Source organism: Acinetobacter lwoffii (genome assembly GCF_024129355.1).
Taxonomy (GTDB): Bacteria; Pseudomonadota; Gammaproteobacteria; order Pseudomonadales; family Moraxellaceae; genus Acinetobacter; species Acinetobacter lwoffii_I.
The window spans coordinates 1-19,293 of record NZ_JAMXXP010000043.1; the positions used below are offsets into that span (position 1 = coordinate 1).

The following is a 19,293-nucleotide window of genomic DNA, read 5'->3' on the forward strand; positions in this document are numbered from 1 at the left end:
TGTGCATTCTACAGGATTCCCAACCCAATACAACCCCTATTTTTAAATAATTCAGCAAAAACACCACGACTGTTTATTTATTCTACAAAAATCGCAATTTTCTTCATTTCTTGAGCATTAAAGGGACTGAATTGGATAAATGACTTAATCTTTTTTCAGTTTTATTCTGTTCCTGAAAGCGTAAAGGCCGGCAATCTATATATTCACAATAACCCCCTTCCCCATTTTCAGTTTCTTCATTTATTTTCACTTGATAACTAAAACTTCCTACATAGCCCGCTGCCAGGCCAAATTTAAAATCTCCACGACTTTGACCTTGTACCCAGATACAAGTACCGTCTGCATTTTCATAACACCATTCAAATTCACGCGGCAAATACATACTCTGCCCATTAGGTGTCGTGACACGCGGATAAACACGATGAACTTTAAAATAAACTTTGCGATCGAACATTTGGGTCCGCATGTTTTTTAAATCACGCAGATAGATCCGCGACTGAACAATACGATTAAAACCATCCCGAATTTGCGCCAACAGCAACTGGCGATTTTCACTGAGATTAATAATTTGATAAGTCAGGAAGGCCAAAGGCAGATAAGGAAAGTTAAAACTTCGCGCGTATTCAAAGCTTCCAAGACCATCGATCGTATATTGCTGCGCTTTATAGTTCACCGTTCCCTGACAATGACATAGCAAAGACCAGTGGTCTGCCAAGGAAAAACGCATTTGGGTAAAATGAGAAATTAGCTGAGTGGTCTGAATATTTAAATCAAAACTGAGTTCCGAGTCAGAACGCTGCAAACGAAAATTTGGAAAACTTCCGCTCAATTGCTCACGATCCAGAAACTGAAACAGACCTGATCTAAAATGACAGTCCTGCTTGACCGAATAGTGATGCAATTGTCCCACCATATGTGGGCTCGAACTGCAAATCACGGTGGCGGTATCTAAGGCTGTGGTTTCGATTGCACTCGGGTTTACCAGCATGGGTGCATTGGGTTGCCCGATAATACTCAGAAAGTTTAAATAATAGAGGGGTGCCGGAAGCCCGGGGATCATCAAACCCTGATGAATAATTTTATATTTTGAGGTGGGGCCATGATAGGCGGGATGGCGCGAAACAGTAGGAGTCTGATTCAGCTGTTTCGAACGATCTAAAAAATCTTGAAGAAACCGCATCTCAGACTCCTTATCTTTTTATAATGTACTCGATCTTTTTGCCATAAAAGTGGTCACAAAACCAGACAAAGCATAGAGAATAGAAATTACCAGAATGCCGACAGGAATATTATAAGTCATCGCTGCAAAGACGAATACAGCGATTGGTAGGACAAAAAACGGAACCCGTTTACGTTCTACTGTTTTGAATGAATAATATTTGATATTGGAAATCATCAACAAGCCTACCGCAATAATGACCACTGCATTAATGACCTGAAGAGAAGGTTCACGAATATCGAAGATTTCTGGAAAATCCAGACCGACCCAGACTAATGACACAATCATGATGGCAGCCAGAGGACTTGCCACACCAATAAAATAACGTTTATCGACCACACCAATCTGTACATTGAAACGCGCCAGACGGAACGCAGCACAAGCAGTATAAACAAAGCATGCTGCCAGACCGATTCGGCCCAAATCGCTTAAGCCCCAGCTATACATTAAAATAGCGGGAGCTACACCAAAAGCCAGCATGTCAGAAAGCGAGTCAAACTGTTCACCGAACGGACTTTGTGCACCAATCGCACGTGCCACACGGCCATCCAATCCATCCAGTAATGCCGCAATAAAGATCGCATAAATCGCTTGTTGAAAATCACCATTCATACTGGCAATAATCGAATAGAAACCTGACAACAACGCTGCGGTTGTAATCAGATTCGGCCATAGATAGATGCCTCGACGCTTAACTTTTTGCCCTTCCTGGGTATGCTCCTCTTCTTCTACCTCAAAGGTGATGCCATCAAAAGGCACTTCAGTTGAAGAGTCGCGTTCCGGTTTGCTTATATTTGTCATTCTTGTCGATCCTAGCTATGACCTGATCTTTGAAAAAATTATTCGCCCACTAACCAACGAACTGCAGCGTGACCACCGTTTTCACTCATGCGAAGATGCGGGAATAACCACTGTAGTGCTTCATCAGCATCTTCAGAGAATTTCCAAGGTGGGTTAATCACCAGCAAACCACAACCGTTCAGGCCTACTGGGGTATCATCCGGCCATACACAGACTTCACAAACCAGTTGACGGCGGATACCAGTCTTAAACATTTTCTTCTCAAAACGTTCAATCATGGCACGGTCTTTAATTGGATACCAAACGGCAAATACACCTGTCGGCCATTTCTTATACGCAGCAACCAGCAGTTCGACCAACTGCGGGAAATCTTTACGTTCCAGTTCATATGGCGGATCGATCATCACCAGACCACGTTTTTCTTTTGGCGGAATGACTGCCAACAGACCTTCGTATGCATCACGCTCATGCAAACCGGCACGCTTGTCAAAAATATTATGACGAAGTTGCTGGAATACATCACGCTGCATTTCAAAAATGGTCGCTTTATCAATTTCACGCATGCCTTCCAGGGCAAACCAAGGTGAACCGGGATAAGCACCCTTACCAAAGTTTTCACGCATTTTTTCGACAACTTTCAAATATTGTTGTACGCCTTCAGGTGCATTACGCTTGATCGAATCATCCAGCTTAATAAGACGATGAATACCGTTTAAAAACTCACCTGATTTTTGCGCTTCGGCAGTCGACAAATCATATTTACCTGCACCACCATGTGTATCTACATAGCGATAAGGTTTGTCTTTTGCATTCAGTCGAGTCAACAACTGAAGCAATAAAACGTGCTTCATGACATCGGCAAAGTTGCCTGCGTGGTAAGAGTGACGGTAATTCATGTTTCAATTATTCCTAAGATCAATTGCTATTTTAACATGAAAAACTATTTCGTTCAGAAACGATTATTGAACTAAAATAGCGGACCTTTTTTTACCACACTATCGAGAATTGAAAAAATGGAAGCAGTTATCATCCCAGGGGATTGGAATGTTGATCAAATCTTAGATGATTTAGATCAACATGGCTTTAGTATTGTTGACGATGCTTACTCTAGCGAATATCAACATGCAGTGAGCCAAGAATGCTTAAGCCACTTAAACGAATTTCGTAATGCAGCCATTCAAAATGGTGTAGTTAACAACATCCGTAGTGATCATATTCTTTGGTTACAACCTGAATTTCAAATTTCCCACCTACACATCCAAACACTTCAACAATTTTCCCAAATTTTAAACCGCGCGTTTTATTTAGGCATCAAAGATGTCGAAGCACATTTCGCTTGCTATCACGCGGGTGAGTTCTATACCCTGCACCGCGACAATCCTCAAGATAAAAATGGCCGGATGATTTCCAGTGTGTATTATTTACATGGACAATGGCAGACGGACTGGGGCGGTGAACTACGCCTGCAGGACAAACATGGCCAGTGGCATATTATCCAGCCAAAACCGAACCGAATGGCGCTGTTCCAGAGCGATTTATTACATGAAGTTTTAATCTCTAAACAGCAACGCCTATCCATTACCGCCTGGCTAAGAAGTGATACCTCACTACTCTAAGACACGCTGCCGCTTTAAATTTTAATTTTTAACCTCATATAGCCATTATTGAGAAATGAGGATTGCGTTGATGCGATTAACGACCAAACAGATTATTCAACGTCTGGGTGAAACTGACCAATTGTATTTAAAAGGCAATACGCCGGAATTAACGCTTGAACGTGCTGATCTTCGTTTACAGCTGGTGACTTTAAGTGAACTGCGTCAGGAACAGCGACATTTCCTGCAAGAAGCCGTAGTGTTGCTGGAACAAGGCCGGGTAGAATTTGAAGAAATGCCGCTGCGCATGTATATCAACCTATCTTTGCATCTGGCCAAGGCTTATATGATGTTTTTTGAATTGACCAAAGAGCACCATTTCGCCCTGATTACTCAGCAAATTTTAAAGCCAATGGCCAGTTATGAACATGGGGACATTTATTTCTTTCTGGCCTATGCCAGTGCCAGTAAAAATGAGCCGGCCCTGACCCGCCACTGGTTAGGTAAGTACACCACCACTGCCGAATTTGAGCTGGAATTATTACAGCAGCATCATGCATTTAATGATTATCGTCAGCACGAATGGTTTAACAAAATATTAAAAAGCAAAATGCATTAAGCCAAAGAACAAAAACGCCTCAGATGAGGCGTTTTTTAATGCAAGTTATATCGTCTTATTCTAAATATTAGAAAGGCTCAGGAAAAATGATCAGGCAGGCTGACGTCTATAAGCGTCCATGTGCAGTTGCTGATTCAGTTCATCAACCCAAATTGCCCAGTCATCATCTTGTACCAGATGGCTGATCAATAAAGAGCGCTGAGCTTTATTCCAGAACGGCGCATCGTGCAAGGACAGCCCTGCTGGCAGTTGATGAGTGCGTACATACAATTCAATAGCCGCAGGACTATTGGCGAGACCGAGCTGAGAAAACAAGAGCTCTAAGGATGGTTGGTTCTTTGCGAGCATCGCGCCCTCCTTATATCAGATAAATTGTAATTATTTATAGATCTAACTTATAAGATAAGGCAAAAAAAACCTAGTCATTTGACTAGGTTTGTTGTTTCTTTTTGTATGAATGCATTTAAGAGCTTTGCTTGTCGCTTTCCACATGTAAAAGCTGATTTAACTTGTCAATAATGACAATCCATTCATCATCTTGGTGCCAGTGTTCACGCAAGAAGGCACTTTGCCCCTCACTCCAGAATTCGGCATCTGGCAATGCGACTTCAGATGGTAATTGATGGGTATCGGTAAACTGAGTAATTGAGGCTTCATCAGAAGGCAAACCCAATTGTTCAAATAATAATTCTAAAGTTAACTGTTGTTCCGTAAGCATAAATAGACTCCATCGTAGCGTTAAATTATGAGCGTGTTGAGATTCGAATTCTTAGGTTGATTTATGGCTGGGTATGTCACAGGAACCCGAACCCTCTGCCTCAATATGTAATTGTTCATTTAACACATCGACAAAAATGGCCCAGTCATCATCTTTCTTCCAGTGACTGATTAGAAAGTCATGCTGTGATTTACTCCAAAAAGGAGCTTTATGCAGTGGCACATCCATACCAATTTGATGCGTGCTAATAAACTCGTCAATCGCTTCCGGACTCGAATCCAGACCCAATTGTTCAAAGAAAAGTTCGAAGGTGGCGCGTTGCTCTAACATCTGAACCTCCATCTTTTTATCTATAATCTTGTTTCTACCTTAGATGGCTCATAGCGAAAACTCAGTTGTCTATCCTTCACAGCTTGTTATTTTTTGTTGATTAAAGTGAGTGATATAAAAAAAGCACCCCAAATGGAGTGCTTTTTCAACTTAATCTGAAAAGATCAAATTATTTAAGCATGTCAGCAATTGCTGCGCGCTCTTCTTCAAGTTCGTTCAACGTAACGTTGATACGTTCACGGCTGAATTCGTCGATTTCCAGACCTTGAACGATTTTGTATTCACCGTTTTCAGTCGTTACAGGGAAACCGAACATTACGCCTTCAGGAATACCATAAGAACCGTCAGAAGGAATACCCATCGTTACCCATTCGCCGTTCGTGCCAAGAGCCCAATCGCGCATATGGTCGATTGCAGCGTTAGCAGCAGAAGCAGCAGAAGACAAACCACGTGCTTCGATGATCGCAGCACCACGTTTACCAACAGTCGGAAGGAATGTATTTGCATTCCATTCTTGGTCGTTGATCATGTCTTTAACGCTTTCGCCGTTAATTGTTGCAAAACGGTAGTCGGCATACATGGTTGGAGAGTGGTTACCCCAAACTGTAAGATTTTTGATGTCTTTAACCGCTTTACCAGTTTTAGCAGCAATTTGAGATGCAGCACGGTTGTGGTCAAGACGTAACATTGCAGTGAAGTTTTTCGCTAGAAGATCTGGAGCAGATTTCATTGCGATGTAAGCATTCGTGTTTGCAGGGTTACCAACAACTAGAACTTTAACGTCACGGCTTGCAACTTCGTTCAATGCTTGACCTTGACCGATGAAGATTTCACCGTTCACTTTAAGCAGGTCAGCACGTTCCATACCTGGACCACGTGGACGTGAACCAACTAATAACGCATAGTCAGCATCTTTAAATGCAACTTTAGGATCATCAGTACCGATCATGTCTTCTAGTAATGGGAATGCACAATCTTGAAGCTCCATCATTACGCCTTTAAGCGCTTGTTGAGCTTTCTCAAAAGGAACTTCGAGCAATTGCAAAATCACTGGTTGATCTTTACCTAGCATTTCGCCGCTTGCGATACGGAATAATAGGCTGTAACCAATTTGACCTGCAGCGCCAGTAACGGCAACACGAACTGCTTGCTTCATCTAATTATCTCCAATTGAGGATATTCAATGCGATTAAATAGTTAGTATTTAATCTAATAATCGTAAACGCGAAAGATTGTACTCCAATCCTTTGCCAGATGCATATAAAAGAGGACGGATTTCACCTAAAGTCTGATAGGAAATATAAATTAAATCGGCAAAAAAGCTCAGTATGTTCCTTTTATTGTGACAGTTTTTGGGCATGTATTAATAATGTTGGCAGGACAGGATTTGTAATTGCCATTGGGACGATAACAGACCTTGATCGAGGTAAGCACGCTGGCTGACTGGGTCTGCTGGCAGTTGAATCGCAAGGCATTACCCGGTAATTGCGGATTAATTTTCAGAAATTTGGCCCGCAGCGTATCGACAGAAATCGTAAGATTTTCCTGTTCCGTCAGTTCCGCAGGAACTTTGAGACGATCTGCATAATTGATAATCGTCCGGAAATACTGACTGGCATTCATCGGCACGCAGCCACCGATATTGCGCCATAAGATTGTCCGGGTATTGTCATCCGGCATGATCCTGGCCACTACCTTGGACTGCAGTGGTGACAGTTTCGCGGAGCTATTGGTCGTACAATTTTGTGATGTAGTCTGAGGATATAAGCCGGAGATATTCAGCGAATAACCTTCCAGACATTTTCGCTTCTTGGCATATTCCGGGTACAAGCTACATAAGGCCGGGACCATTTGTACATCCATGACATAGTCTGTTGGTGCAGCAAATGCTGCCTGACTGCTGGCCAATACTACAAGCGCAACCGATCCAGCCCAGACTCGACGATCCTTCATTATTTTCATGAATAAGTCACCATTCCCCAATAATTTTAATTTTATTGTGTATTTCGTAATGGTATCAGTTGCATGCGTTTACCCACTGACTGTGCCCCCTGTCCTAATAAAATACCGTAATGCGTGGCATTGGTCATGACATGTTTCACATAATCTCGGGTTTCAAGTAAAGGAATACTTTCAGTATATTGATCTGCGGCCATTCCCTGAAATTCTGGCTGCCAGCGGCGGGCACGGTTTGGTCCGGCATTATAGCCTGCTGTTGCCAGAACTGGACTATTGCTGAGCTGACGCTGAATGGTAGATAAATAGAATGTTCCGTAGCGAATATTGGTATTCATATCGGTGAGTGCTGCCGGATTATAAGCCTCACCCATTTGACGCGCCACCAACTTGGCCGTATCCGGCATAATCTGCATTAGACCACCCGCCCCGACATGTGAACGTGCGACGGTATTGAAACGACTTTCTTGACGCATCAAACCATAGGCCCAGGCCGGATCAATCCCCGCATTGCGACTATGGCTGACCACGTAATTCTGATGTGGCATTGGATAACGATAGTTATAATTATGTTTGTTCGCGGTACGGTCAGCGGCATAAATGGCCCGATCATGCCAACCCATGTCCATGGCACGCTTTGCCGCAGCCAGCAACAGGTCATCATCTTTCTTTAGATAAGCCTGACGTACTGCCCAGTTCCATTCACGGTTAATGTAGTTCTCTGGGGCGCTGATATTACGTAAAGTGAAAGCACGGCGGAAATGAATATCCTGATTCAAGCGCTGCATAGCCTGATTGGATGGCTGTGCCGGGGTTGGTGTACTCGCGGTCACCTGCCCCAGCTTGTCGCGTGCCAAAAGATTGTGATAGTCATCTCCGGTCGCCAGCTTACGATAAATACTTTCTGCTGCCTGCTTGGAAGCACGGTCAGCACGTTGTTCACTAGCACGCGCCAGCCAATATTGCCAGCGATCTTCCTGCTTCTGGTTGACGCTCATGCTGTCAATCGCACGAATCAGGCTTTCCCAGGCACTAAAACGAATCGCCTGACGCGCATAAATCTCGGCTTCTTCCGGGCTAAATGGCAGACCATAGCTGGCATCTAGCGCATTTAACACTTCCCGGTTGAAGTTGTTTTTCATGACTGTGGTACCACCGATATAACCGACAGCACGATATAAGGCGCGTTGTACCTGTACTGGTGTACCTTCCGCGGTCCGCTTGACGATAGACAAAGCTGAGTCCAAATCGCTATCGGCCAGACGTCCCACCGCATAAATCAGATAGGCATGCTCTGCCGCAGTACTTTTAGGCGCAGACCACAAATAATTAGTGGGATTGGCCTGAATCGAATTCAGTTGTGCCAGAGACAGATTTAGACCAATGCCTTGCGCTGTCGCAATGGCCTGACCTGACTGTCCGGCACGAAGTTGTCCCCAGAGTCGCTGCTGACGGTCTTCTGCCGTCATGAGTGGACTGGATAGCATCATCCGGCCTAAACCAGTACAAGAATCAGGCTGGCTGTTGGTAGTTAACCAGACTTCTTTAAACTCGGCATAGACCAGTTCATCACCAGCTTTGGCGCGCACTTGTGCCACTGCACAGGCTTCGGCGGGATCGGCATTAGTTACATAAGGCAATACCGGTTGGGCAGTGCTAAAGTCTGCCATTTTTACTTTTTCTTCGACATAGTCTGCTGCCAGCTTTTCAGCCATAGCGGATTGAGGGTAACGCTGGGCAAAGCTGATAATCTGGCTGACAGGCTGCATGGCAAGATTCTGGTTTAAAATCCAGTATTCCGGATAATAGCCCAAGGCATCATTCTGCATAGAAAGACGATATTGCTGTAACAGTTCAGTATTACCTGCATTGGCTGCACGCAAGGCATCATTAAATTGTTCTTCTGCTGCCTGTGTACTCGCTGAACAGATACATGCCACACTTAAAGTAATTAATTTATAGTATTTATACATAGTTTTAGTGTGTTTCAACATCCCTTTGCCTTCTATCATCGATTTTGTGCTTAGCCCATGTTGCATATCATAAGAGCTAGTTTGAAGATTATAACCAACTCTATTGTTCAGTTATGTAACCTTATGATTAAGCAATATTAATCTACAGACAATTTTTGACCATAAATCAATATTTTTCCACAGTTAATTTGGGCTATAAGTTTAAGCGACTTTCCTGCTAAAATATGCGCCTTTCCAAGATTTCAGTCTGTGAATTGAATTTTTATTCACCTGTTTGATGCATCAATCAGGCTGTTCGTTCACTCTTTCAACGTATTACCTTGTAGGAGCCTACATGACGGTTCAAACCTTCATTCCGAATGGTGCCCCAGCTGCCTCAGAAAACACTGTTACCCAGCCAGCGCACACCCCTGTTAGCGATGCTTCAGTCAAGAAACTGTACATCGAAACACAAGGGTGTCAGATGAATGAGTACGACAGTCACCGTATGGCAGACCTGTTAGGCGATTCTCATGGCTATGTGCTGACCACCGATCCTAAAGATGCCGATATTCTGCTGATGAATACCTGCTCGATCCGTGAAAAGGCCCAAGAGAAAGTATTCTCCGAGCTAGGCCGCTGGCGTAAGCTTAAAGATAAAAATCCTGATCTGATTATTGGTGTTGGTGGTTGTGTGGCGTCTCAGGAAGGCGACAACATCCAGAAACGTGCCAATTATGTCGATATGATTTTTGGTCCACAAACCCTGCACCGTTTGCCGCAAATGCTGGATCAGCATTTTGAGCAGATCGAAAAGCCGAAAAAAGAAAAAATCAAACTGGTGGATATTTCCTTCCCGGACATCGAGAAATTCGACTTTTTACCTGAACCGCGTGTTGAAGGTTATAAAGCTTTTGTCTCGATCATGGAAGGCTGTTCTAAATACTGTTCTTTTTGTGTGGTGCCGTATACGCGTGGTGAAGAAGTATCTCGTCCACTGGATGATGTGCTCGCTGAAATTGCGGGTCTGGCAGAAAAAGGCGTGCGTGAAATTTCACTTTTGGGTCAGAACGTAAACGGTTATCGTGGTGAAACTTTTGAAGGCAATATCTGTACCTTTGCCGATCTGTTACGTTTGGTTGCAGATATTCCGGGCATTGGCCGTATTCGTTATACCACCTCGCATCCACTGGAATTTAATGACGACCTGATACAATGCTATCGTGACCTGCCACAAATGGTTTCACATCTGCATCTGCCGGTACAAAGCGGTTCCAATGATGTGTTGCAAGCGATGAAGCGTAACCACACCATCGATGTCTATATCGAAAAGATTAAAAAGTTACGTGCAGTTCGCCCAGATATGCATTTATCTTCAGACTTTATCATTGGTTTCCCGGGTGAAACAGATGAAAACTTTGAAGAGACTTATCAGTTTATTCAGGATCTGGATTTTGACCATTCTTATAGTTTTATCTATTCAAAACGCCCGGGTACGCCTGCGGCAGAACTGGAAGATACGATTTCTGAAGATGTCAAAAAAGAACGTCTGGCCAAAGTTCAGCAATGGATTAAGCGTTCAAGCATTGACAAGACGGATGCCATGCTCGGGACCATCCAGCGTGTACTGATCGAAAAAGTTTCTGATAAAGATCCGAATATTCTGGTCGGTACGGCGGACAATACCCGTTATGTCAACTTTATTGGTGACCCTGCCTGGGTAGGCCGCTTTGCCGAGATTGAAATTACCGAAATTAAAACTTTGAATTTAGTTTACGGTGAGCTCTTGAATCTTGAGCCTGACGTGGCGTAATGTAGAGCATATAACGCACACTTCATAAGGAACACTCTTGACTGCAGCGATTCGACGTACAGTAGCTTTTCCTGGAATTTCGATGGACCGTATACAAGCCATGTTAGGTGCCTATAACGGCCATTTGAAGCAAATTGAACAACGTTTAGACGTCAAAATCTCCCATCGTGGAGAAAGTTTTATTATTGATGGTGGAATCGATGCCGTTGAGAGAGCGGAGTTGCTCCTGCAGCGACTTCATGAAGAATCTGAACAGAGCGGCCAGATCAGTGCAGATACTTTACATCTGATGATTCAGGGCAGCCAGACTGACCGTGAACTTCAGCAAGATCTGGATGATCAGGAACATACGGGGCTGGACAATGTCTGGCTGCAAACCCGTAAAGGCCGGATCAACCCGCGTGGTGCCAACCAGAAACGCTATGTACAGCGCATTCTGCAAAGTGATATTTCTTTTGGTATTGGCCCTGCCGGTACAGGTAAAACCTATCTTGCCGTTGCAGCTGCAGTGGATATGCTGGAGCGCAATGAAATCCAGCGCATTCTGCTGGTTCGTCCTGCGGTTGAAGCCGGTGAAAAACTCGGTTTCCTGCCGGGAGATTTAACCCAGAAAATCGATCCTTATTTACGTCCCTTGTATGACGCGCTGTATGAAATGCTTGGCTTTGAAAAAGTGGCCAAGCTGATCGAACGTCAGGTGATTGAAGTGGCTCCGCTTGCTTATATGCGTGGCCGTACCTTGAATCATTCTTTCGTGATTCTGGATGAAGCGCAGAATACCACCCCAGAACAGATGAAGATGTTCCTGACCCGCCTAGGTTTTGGTTCACGTGCCGTGATTACCGGCGACGTAACTCAGGTAGATTTACCGCGTGGTCAGCAATCCGGTCTGTCACATGCCTTGCGTGTGATTGATAAAATTCCTGAAATTCATATCACCCGTTTCCATTCGCGTGATGTGGTACGTCATCAGCTGGTACAGAAAATTGTCGAAGCCTACGAAGGCTGGGACAGTGAACAGCAGCGTTTAAGTGCTGAAGCACGTGCCGAACGTAAAGCACGTCAGGATGCCTTGATCGCTGAAAATGATGCTGCGGCAGACGCACAGCATTAAGCTTTAAACTTAAGGATTTGTGTTGAAACTTAGTCTTTCCTTACAACAGGACTTTCAGTCGCCTGAACTGGTGCTGAAACGTGCCTATATTAAAAAAGTTGTAGAAACCACTTTACGTCATATTGGCACTCAAAGTGATTGCGAAATTGGAATTGCCTGTGTCGACAATGACGAAAGTCATAAGCTTAATCTAGAATATCGAGACAAGGACAAACCGACCAATGTACTGTCTTTCCCGAGTGAGCTTCCAGATGAAATGGCGCAGTTTCTGGATGCATTTCCCATTGGTGATCTGGTGATCTGTATTCCGGTGGTATTACGTGAAGCGAGTGAACAGGGCAAAGCGCCTTTGACTCACTTTACCCATATGCTGGTTCATGGCACCTTGCACTTAATGGGCTATGATCATGAAAATTCAGATGAAGATGCAGAAGAAATGGAAGGCATTGAGATCGAGATTCTAGCAAAACTTGGTTTTGATAATCCGTATTTAGAACAAGGCTAAAATTTTCTTGCTATAAAAAGTGAGCTTCGGCTCGCTTTTTTTATTGTTTACCCTCACCCCAACCCTCTCCCATAAGGAGAGGGAGTTTTAATACCTATAGCTCAATGATAGTTCTCTCTCCCGTTGGGAGGGAGTTAAAGGGAGGGTTTACAAATGAATAAAATGGTCTAACGCACCTCAAATTCTGCTTCTGCCGGATCAAATCGCCAGGTACGAATCACCCGCAGTTCGGAAATTTCTTTCATTTTGCTATCGAAAGCACCAAATGGCGCTGCCTTACGCACGGAAGCTTTGGCTGCTTCATCCAGCATGGCATGTCCCGAACTGTCAATCAGTCGAATGGCACGAATCCCGCCATTCTGGTTCAGGATCACCATCAGCCGCACTTCCCCTGCCAGATTCTGTTGTTTGGCTGCTTCCGGATAATAACGGTTCCCATAGAACTCCACTTTCTCGCGAAACTTTTCCAGATAGGCGGCCGAAACATCCTGCTTGGACTGAATACCATCCACAGTCTTAATTTTTTGCTGACGACTGAAATTTTGCTGACGCTGTAAATATTGCGCTTCCAGACTGGCGACCATGGCCGCTTTGGCCTGAAACTGGCTCTGTAATTGCTCCTGCATTTTTTTACGCTGATTTTCTTCCGCCTGCTTTTGCCAACTCAAGGTGGTCATCAGGACTTTTTCTTCAAAACTGAGTTCCTGTTGCTGTTGCAGCATATCTAGACTTTCTTGCAGTTCTTCACCTGCATGTTGCTCCATTAACGGCGATGGCATATCACTCGACATGCGATGAGCCTCTCTAAACTGACCGGAACCCTGCTGGTCCGTTTGAGCCAGAAAATCAGCATGCTCAATTTTTTCATCAGTCTGTCGCAAACTAACTGCGATTTCTTTGGTACTGGTATCCCGATCTTGCGGCATACCAAATTCCAGTGTCAGCACGATCAAATGCAGAATGCCTGCGGCAAGCAACGCACTGCTAAACACTGGATCTTTCCACCAAGTTCTGACCAGAGGCATTAATATCATGGTTTATCACATGACCAAACTCAGTACTGAGTCCAGTTCCCCAAAAAAAGTATTTGAAAGCTTAAAAATAAACGGATTCGTCATTTATCTTTTTAAAATGCCAAATCCATCAAATCTTCAACGTTACATAACTAAAACTATAAAAATGGTGCTATTTATTTTGCTAAACTTCAAGCATGAACGCTTGTATTTTTCATACAATTCGACAAGATACATCCCGAGTCAAAAATAAAGTTGCCAGGACGCTTCAGTATGCAAACGCTAATTTCCAATATTTCCAACCGAATCCGCCAAGTGTATCAGAGGGCGGAAGGATTTATTGAAGATGAGCGTGAATTTCCCCTATCGCAAGTCTTCCTGAATGCAACCTTTCAGCGCTTTGTCACAGACAATGTCGATGCATTGAAAGACTTACACGCAGATTTACATGAAGACTGGCTGCGTCTCTACGCAACACTGGATTATAAAGGCCTGATTGTCACTTTATCGGTTGATTTGAAACTGGTACAGATGGAACTGAATAAAACCACCCAGTTGATCGTTTTCGAGCAAATTAGTGATACCCAGCTGATTGAAGCCAAATATCCAAATATGCTGTATAAACTTGGCGTACGTTTTGGCCTGTTCTTCTATCAACGTGTCTTACATAAAGATCCGTTGGGAATGATTCTGGAAAAACTGGGCGTGATTAAAGTCATTGATGACTTGCTCTATCTGGACCTGAATCGCTGGTTAGGTAAGAACCGTTCCATTATTGACACACTTGGAAAAGTACATGTCAATCACGCAGTACTTCGTGAAGCCGAACTGGTGGTGATTGGCAATGTGAATCTTGCCGCCTTGTTTAGAAAACTCTCGCAAGACCGAGAGGAAAACTGGGATGAAGATGAGATGGATAATAACCGGGTCACCCCTATCAAACAGAAAGATCCTTCTTAAATCGTGCCGAACGTAGTTTTTGAACAAAAGTTCCATAAAACTACATGAAATATACATTTTTGGCAGAAATATCCCTTCAACTTCCATATTTTGCCCAAATAATAAAGGGTGCAATAAGTGATATGTTTTGCCCGTTGAATCAATATAGGAAAATAACTGATGGCGAAGACTGTATTCAAAACTTTAGTGATGACCACGGGTCTGAGCAGCGCGATACTGTTCACTGGTATTTCTAGCCAGGCTTTTGCCATGACTCCTTTCCAGGCCAGTTATCAATTTAGCTATAATGGCAAGAATATGGGTTCTGCAACGCGGACTTTAAGCAAATCAGGCAATAACTGGACTTATGTCTTTGCTGCAAAAGCCGGAGGTATTGCCTCTGCAACCGAAACCAGCCGCTTTACTTTTAATAATGGCAAGATCGGCTCAAGCAGTTTCAGTCGCAGCAGTAAAGTGCTGGTGCATAACAACACCATGAGTATTAATTTTAATCCTTCCAGCAAAAGCATCAGTACCAAGAAAGACGATGAAAAACGCTCTTTTGCCTGGAGAGCAGATGTTCTGGATGAGTTGAATGCGGAATTGCAGATCCGTGAAGACTTAAAAAATTCAGGCCTGAAAGCAAATTACTATATCGCTGATGCTAAAGAAGTTGAAGGCCGTAAGTTTATCAAACAGGGTTCAGAGACTATAAGCACCAAATACGGATCCTTTAATACCATTAAAGTGGTGATGAAACACAGCAAACCAGGTCGTGAAACCATTTTCTGGCTGGCACCAAAACTTGACTATCTTCCAGTCAAAGTTTCGCATGTCGACAAGAAAACCTCCTATGGTTTACTGTTAACTGACTATAAAGGTGCAAGCAACTAAGTTTTTGGCGAATTTCACTTGATTTTTTCCGGGTGCTTTTTACAATACGCTTTTGCTTGAAAAAGCACCTGCTCTTGAGGATTCTCCCGTGCATGCACTAGAACAGAAAATCTTGGCTGAAGGCATCGTCCTCTCTGAAGAAGTTTTGAAAGTAGACTCTTTCTTAAACCATCAGATTGATCCAGTCATGATGCAACTGATTGGTCAAGAATTTGCGCGTCTGTTTAAGGATGCTGGTATTACCAAAATTATTACGATTGAAGCATCAGGTATTGCACCTGCCGTAATGGCCGGCTTAGAGCTTGGCGTACCGGTGATCTTTGCACGTAAATACCAGTCTCTGACCCTGAAAGATGATTTATATCGTTCTAAAGTCTTTTCATTTACCAAACAGACTGAAAGCACAATCGCGATTTCAAATAAACACATCAGCTCAACCGATAAGGTTTTAGTGATCGATGATTTTCTGGCTAATGGTCAAGCGGCTTTAGGTCTTGCAGACCTGATCCACCAGGCAAATGCAGAAGTAGTCGGTATTGGCATTGTGATTGAAAAATCATTCCAGCCAGGTCGTGACCTGCTGCTTGAAAAAGGCTACCGTGTGGAATCACTGGCACGCGTAAAGTCTTTGACAAATGGCACAGTTGAATTTGTTCGCGACTAAGCTCGCCAATGAATTTTAAAAGAGCGCTGATGCGCTCTTTTTTTATTGTGTTTTTCTGATGATATAAATTTAAAATATCCAAAACTCGGCTATAGCTCAGCCTAAATTCTTATTTATTCTTCCAGATTTGATCCTAGATAAATGGCTTAATCTTAAGCTCCAGGCTATTCAATTTCTGAAATAAGGAGTGTCAAACAATAAGTAATTTTTTATCCGATGAATAAACAACAATTTATGTGGAGGTTATTATAAAATAAAGAGGCCTAACTATCTGCCAATAGTTAGACCTGTGTTTACCTCAAAAAAAGAGTTTATTTAACAGTCACAGTGATACTACCGCTATTCACAGCACCGATAGCGGTAGTTGTGATGCTGTTGTTAATCGCAGTTTGAGTTCCTTCTGAAATAGCACTTACAGAGGCATCAATAGTACCCGCATTATAAGCAATGTTCGCTACACTATAATTGCTTAAAGTTTCATTGATTTCCTCACTATAGTCAGTACTCAGTGTTGAACTTATAACTTCCGAGATATCTGAACTATCCGAAACCTCTGATAGCTCCTCTAGAGTTTCAGAATTATTAGTTGCACTCGTTACTGCACTGTAGTCGTAGTTACTCGTTTCATCTGATATGTCTGATACCACCTTATTGTAGCTACCCTGTTCAATGCTGATACTACCGGTATTCGCGGCACCAATCGCAGTAGTTTCAATACTACCTTCAATTGAACTAATGGCCTCTGGTGCTTCTCTTGTAGCTTCTGCAATTGCTTCTAGATCGACGCTTGCATCAACATTACCTGTATTTACTGCAAGATTCAAAGCAGAACCATTTTCAACCTGCTGAGAAATAGAATCCAGGGTAGCTATTAAACCTGTATCTACGGTGACGTCAGTAGGTGTTTCATCTCCTTGGGCGTATGCCATACCTGTACCAGACAGAAAGGCGACGGATAAAGCGATTGTTTTGATCGTGTTTTTCATCATTGTTCTTCCTACTTTTGTTTTGAAGTACCTCTCGCTAAGTACTCCTTCTTATAATGGGAGCGAGCCCATTTTTAAATATTTTTAATCACGCTGCGTGCTAGACCAGTAATTTTCGACCACATCAGGATTGACCTCCCATAGCGTTGTGGTTTTTTCATCTTCTTGTTCTTTATCAGCCTTTTCTTGAGTATCTTTTTCTTCATTCTTTTCATTTGAAGAAGGTTGACGCTGCTTCTTGCTGATATATTTAATCAAGTCCTGTTTACTCATTTCAGGCTCTGCTTCAGGGTTTTGAATCAGCTCGGACTCTTTCTGTTTAGGCGGTTTTGTATCTTTACTCGGGGAGTTGGTTAACTTATTTTTTTCATTGGATGAGTCTGTCTGGCTTGAGACTGACTCCTGAACAACACTGCTTGAAGCTGTACTATTTTGTTGCTGGTTTTTCTTGTATTTATGCAGAGCGACAGAACTTCGGGTTAAGTTCAATTGACCAAACTCTGGCGGTATCTGCGCACGGCAACTTTCAAATACGGCGGGTGGGACAACCTGACTCAGCAATTCAAAAGTGGCCAGATTCAACATTTGCCGCAAGGCAAAGTTAGTTGCCTCTCGTTCTCCTTTTCCAATCTGAATATTTAAGAGTGTACGACCAGCGAATCTGCCTGCACTTAAGCCATAATCCTGTGCAGCAATTTGCTTCTGCAATGAAACATTGCCCACGACTTTACTGCTGCGGGTATCAGTCAAAGATAAATCCAGACCGACCATAATCCGGGTTTGACTATAATTCGGACCGACACCAGCGATCTGCATGTCAAAACCACCACCCGGAATAAAATCCAGACTGTTAATACTGCCTGTCACATAATAATCAGAAGCCTGGATTTGTCTTGGATCACGAATGCCCCACTTGGCTTCGCTTTCGATAATCCGGGGATCACGCCGGTTCATTAAGCTTACCCCCGCCTGAAACAAGGCAGATTGCACCATATCTCCCGCACCTTGGGTCACCATTTTTCCGCTACCACCATTGGTAACTACATCCTTACCGGTTTGATCCAGAATTGCCCCCACGGAGAAACTCACATCACTACGTAATTGTCCTTTTAGGCAGGATAAAGCCATATCAAAAGGGGTAAAAATATCGGTAATTGGGGGGGCCTTGTACCAGGCTAACTGGCTTCTTGTTTGAGGGCGCTAAACCCGTGCAGCCTGTTAAAAAAGAGCTGAAAAGGACAGTGGCACTCACGAAAGATATATGTCTTCTTGTCGAGGAGAAATTCAACATTGTGATTCTCCTGGTCTGTTACTTAAATTAAGACAGCGCTGAGGATTTTGGTTGGTATTTGAATTGACTGGTGCTTCATTCAGCAACTCACTCGTAATATCGATACTGTTGTCTGTACCCTCTACATTGATATTGTTGGTCGGGGTATTTACCGTCCCGATGGAAGTAGTTGAGGTGCTATGAACGGTGGTTTTACCTAATCCGGAATAATAGTCTGACTCCTTAAGTTCGATCAGATTGGCTTGAACTAGATTCTCATTGGAACGGGCACTGGATGATTTCCAACGCTGAGTCCACTCATCAGAGGTGGCATAAGCGTTACTCAGAAAACATAAACCTAATAAACCCAGATTGATAACTAATATTCTCATAATCTTAATATCCTCTGACTTAAGATATTTATTTAATTTTTCATTTAAGTAAGATTAAATTTATCTGAAAAATATTAAATCACATAAAATTATAAAATGTAAAACTTATCCCTATTCACTTATTTTTTTGTTTTATTTAAAAATATAAATTATTGTTTTTATTAAATTAATATATATTTGTTTATTATTTGTGATTTGTAAGAAATCATTATATAAATTTTTTTTGAATATAAAATTCATCCAAAAAACTTGATTAAGATAATATATTTTTTATATTATCAATAATCAAAAATTTATCTAATAAAGATTAGAATTATTATACTTTTTATATTTTAAAAGTCGTAAATTTTTATTTTATTAGAACTTCTATTTAATAAGGATAAATGTCACGATTTATTTAAAATATAATTAATCAATTACAATAGATCTCTTGCGAAAGTAAAAAATTGTTTATACTAGCCCCATGAAATATGAAAATTTAACTAGATTTAATGATGGGGAATTTAAACGACT

Annotated in this window: 20 protein-coding genes and 1 pseudogene; 8 read left to right on the forward strand and 13 right to left on the reverse strand. The window is 42.6% G+C overall.

Annotated elements, in window-relative coordinates:
- Nucleotides 1-103: 103 nt before the first annotated feature.
- Genes NI468_RS14430 through NI468_RS14440 form a run of 3 tightly spaced genes read right to left on the reverse strand, consistent with a single transcriptional unit; the run spans nucleotide 104 to nucleotide 2,916 of the window.
- Complete coding sequence (locus NI468_RS14430) at nucleotides 104-1,180, reverse strand: DUF6670 family protein (RefSeq protein ID WP_253102437.1); 1,077 nt, start codon at nucleotides 1,178-1,180, stop codon at nucleotides 104-106.
- 18 nt (nucleotides 1,181-1,198) lie between these two features.
- Nucleotides 1,199-2,020 (reverse strand): CDP-diacylglycerol--serine O-phosphatidyltransferase, encoded by an 822-nt coding sequence (pssA, locus tag NI468_RS14435; RefSeq protein ID WP_005108642.1) that lies wholly within the window; start codon nucleotides 2,018-2,020, stop codon nucleotides 1,199-1,201.
- Between the two features lie 38 nt (nucleotides 2,021-2,058).
- Nucleotides 2,059-2,916, reverse strand: coding sequence for a 23S rRNA (adenine(2030)-N(6))-methyltransferase RlmJ (locus NI468_RS14440; protein WP_044113156.1), 858 nt, complete (start codon nucleotides 2,914-2,916; stop codon nucleotides 2,059-2,061).
- A gap of 117 nt (nucleotides 2,917-3,033) precedes the next feature.
- Here NI468_RS14440 and NI468_RS14445 point away from each other — a divergent pair, with 117 nt between their 5' ends.
- Both NI468_RS14445 and NI468_RS14450 read left to right on the forward strand, forming a co-directional pair.
- Nucleotides 3,034-3,636 carry a 2OG-Fe(II) oxygenase gene (locus NI468_RS14445; RefSeq protein WP_004281424.1) on the forward strand — a complete coding sequence of 201 codons (603 nt, stop codon included), beginning with the start codon at nucleotides 3,034-3,036 and terminating at the stop codon, nucleotides 3,634-3,636.
- Nucleotides 3,637-3,706: 70 nt separating this feature from the next.
- Nucleotides 3,707-4,234 carry a hypothetical protein gene (locus NI468_RS14450; RefSeq protein WP_004281425.1) on the forward strand — a complete coding sequence of 176 codons (528 nt, stop codon included), beginning with the start codon at nucleotides 3,707-3,709 and terminating at the stop codon, nucleotides 4,232-4,234.
- 90 nt (nucleotides 4,235-4,324) lie between these two features.
- Here the strand turns inward: NI468_RS14450 and NI468_RS14455 are convergent, their stop codons facing one another.
- The 6 genes from NI468_RS14455 to NI468_RS14480 all read right to left on the reverse strand — a co-directional run bounded on the left by NI468_RS14455 (nucleotide 4,325) and on the right by NI468_RS14480 (nucleotide 9,211).
- Nucleotides 4,325-4,582, reverse strand: a complete 258-nt coding sequence (locus NI468_RS14455) for a DUF2789 family protein (protein WP_004645106.1) — start codon at nucleotides 4,580-4,582, stop codon at nucleotides 4,325-4,327.
- A gap of 115 nt (nucleotides 4,583-4,697) precedes the next feature.
- Nucleotides 4,698-4,952, reverse strand: coding sequence for a DUF2789 family protein (locus tag NI468_RS14460; protein ID WP_004732206.1), 255 nt, complete (start codon nucleotides 4,950-4,952; stop codon nucleotides 4,698-4,700).
- Nucleotides 4,953-5,003: 51 nt separating this feature from the next.
- On the reverse strand, nucleotides 5,004-5,282 hold the full coding sequence (locus tag NI468_RS14465) for a DUF2789 family protein (protein WP_004645104.1): 279 nt from the start codon (nucleotides 5,280-5,282) through the stop codon (nucleotides 5,004-5,006).
- A 169-nt stretch (nucleotides 5,283-5,451) separates the two neighbouring features.
- Nucleotides 5,452-6,438: a malate dehydrogenase gene (locus tag NI468_RS14470; protein ID WP_253102439.1), complete on the reverse strand. Its 987-nt coding sequence runs from the start codon at nucleotides 6,436-6,438 to the stop codon at nucleotides 5,452-5,454.
- Nucleotides 6,439-6,605: 167 nt separating this feature from the next.
- A complete protein-coding gene (locus NI468_RS14475) occupies nucleotides 6,606-7,244 on the reverse strand; it encodes a ribonuclease T2 family protein (RefSeq protein WP_005108634.1) in 639 nt (212 codons plus the stop codon).
- A gap of 32 nt (nucleotides 7,245-7,276) precedes the next feature.
- Nucleotides 7,277-9,211, reverse strand: coding sequence for a lytic transglycosylase domain-containing protein (locus NI468_RS14480; RefSeq protein ID WP_253102444.1), 1,935 nt, complete (start codon nucleotides 9,209-9,211; stop codon nucleotides 7,277-7,279).
- Between the two features lie 334 nt (nucleotides 9,212-9,545).
- Between NI468_RS14480 and miaB the strand changes: the two genes are divergently transcribed.
- Genes miaB through ybeY form a run of 3 tightly spaced genes read left to right on the forward strand, consistent with a single transcriptional unit; the run spans nucleotide 9,546 to nucleotide 12,622 of the window.
- Nucleotides 9,546-11,003, forward strand: a complete 1,458-nt coding sequence (gene miaB / locus NI468_RS14485) for a tRNA (N6-isopentenyl adenosine(37)-C2)-methylthiotransferase MiaB (protein ID WP_071850832.1) — start codon at nucleotides 9,546-9,548, stop codon at nucleotides 11,001-11,003.
- 37 nt (nucleotides 11,004-11,040) lie between these two features.
- Nucleotides 11,041-12,117: a PhoH family protein gene (locus NI468_RS14490; RefSeq protein WP_253102440.1), complete on the forward strand. Its 1,077-nt coding sequence runs from the start codon at nucleotides 11,041-11,043 to the stop codon at nucleotides 12,115-12,117.
- 22 nt (nucleotides 12,118-12,139) lie between these two features.
- Nucleotides 12,140-12,622: an rRNA maturation RNase YbeY gene (gene ybeY, locus NI468_RS14495; RefSeq protein ID WP_004732215.1), complete on the forward strand. Its 483-nt coding sequence runs from the start codon at nucleotides 12,140-12,142 to the stop codon at nucleotides 12,620-12,622.
- A 167-nt stretch (nucleotides 12,623-12,789) separates the two neighbouring features.
- Here ybeY and NI468_RS14500 read toward each other — a convergent pair whose 3' ends face one another.
- On the reverse strand, nucleotides 12,790-13,647 hold the full coding sequence (locus NI468_RS14500; RefSeq protein ID WP_171260775.1) for an energy transducer TonB: 858 nt from the start codon (nucleotides 13,645-13,647) through the stop codon (nucleotides 12,790-12,792).
- A 261-nt stretch (nucleotides 13,648-13,908) separates the two neighbouring features.
- Here NI468_RS14500 and NI468_RS14505 point away from each other — a divergent pair, with 261 nt between their 5' ends.
- The 3 genes from NI468_RS14505 (at nucleotide 13,909) to NI468_RS14515 (ending at nucleotide 16,132) form a co-directional block, all read left to right on the forward strand.
- Nucleotides 13,909-14,595 (forward strand): hypothetical protein, encoded by a 687-nt coding sequence (locus NI468_RS14505; protein WP_086044460.1) that lies wholly within the window; start codon nucleotides 13,909-13,911, stop codon nucleotides 14,593-14,595.
- 159 nt (nucleotides 14,596-14,754) lie between these two features.
- A complete protein-coding gene (locus NI468_RS14510; RefSeq protein ID WP_253102442.1) occupies nucleotides 14,755-15,468 on the forward strand; it encodes a DUF3108 domain-containing protein in 714 nt (237 codons plus the stop codon).
- 88 nt (nucleotides 15,469-15,556) lie between these two features.
- Nucleotides 15,557-16,132 (forward strand): xanthine phosphoribosyltransferase, encoded by a 576-nt coding sequence (locus NI468_RS14515; RefSeq protein ID WP_004732222.1) that lies wholly within the window; start codon nucleotides 15,557-15,559, stop codon nucleotides 16,130-16,132.
- Between the two features lie 311 nt (nucleotides 16,133-16,443).
- On the opposite strand, the gene NI468_RS14520 is transcribed toward NI468_RS14515, so the two are convergent.
- From NI468_RS14520 to NI468_RS14530, 3 genes and pseudogenes are all read right to left on the reverse strand, one after another.
- Nucleotides 16,444-17,118, reverse strand: a complete 675-nt coding sequence (locus tag NI468_RS14520; RefSeq protein ID WP_253102445.1) for a hypothetical protein — start codon at nucleotides 17,116-17,118, stop codon at nucleotides 16,444-16,446.
- An 84-nt stretch (nucleotides 17,119-17,202) separates the two neighbouring features.
- A pseudogene (locus tag NI468_RS14525) lies at nucleotides 17,203-18,409 on the reverse strand (CsgG/HfaB family protein).
- Complete coding sequence (locus NI468_RS14530; protein ID WP_005108624.1) at nucleotides 18,403-18,780, reverse strand: hypothetical protein; 378 nt, start codon at nucleotides 18,778-18,780, stop codon at nucleotides 18,403-18,405. The pseudogene NI468_RS14525 and the gene NI468_RS14530 overlap by 7 nt, the downstream one beginning before the upstream one ends.
- Between the last annotated feature and the right edge of the window lie 513 nt (nucleotides 18,781-19,293).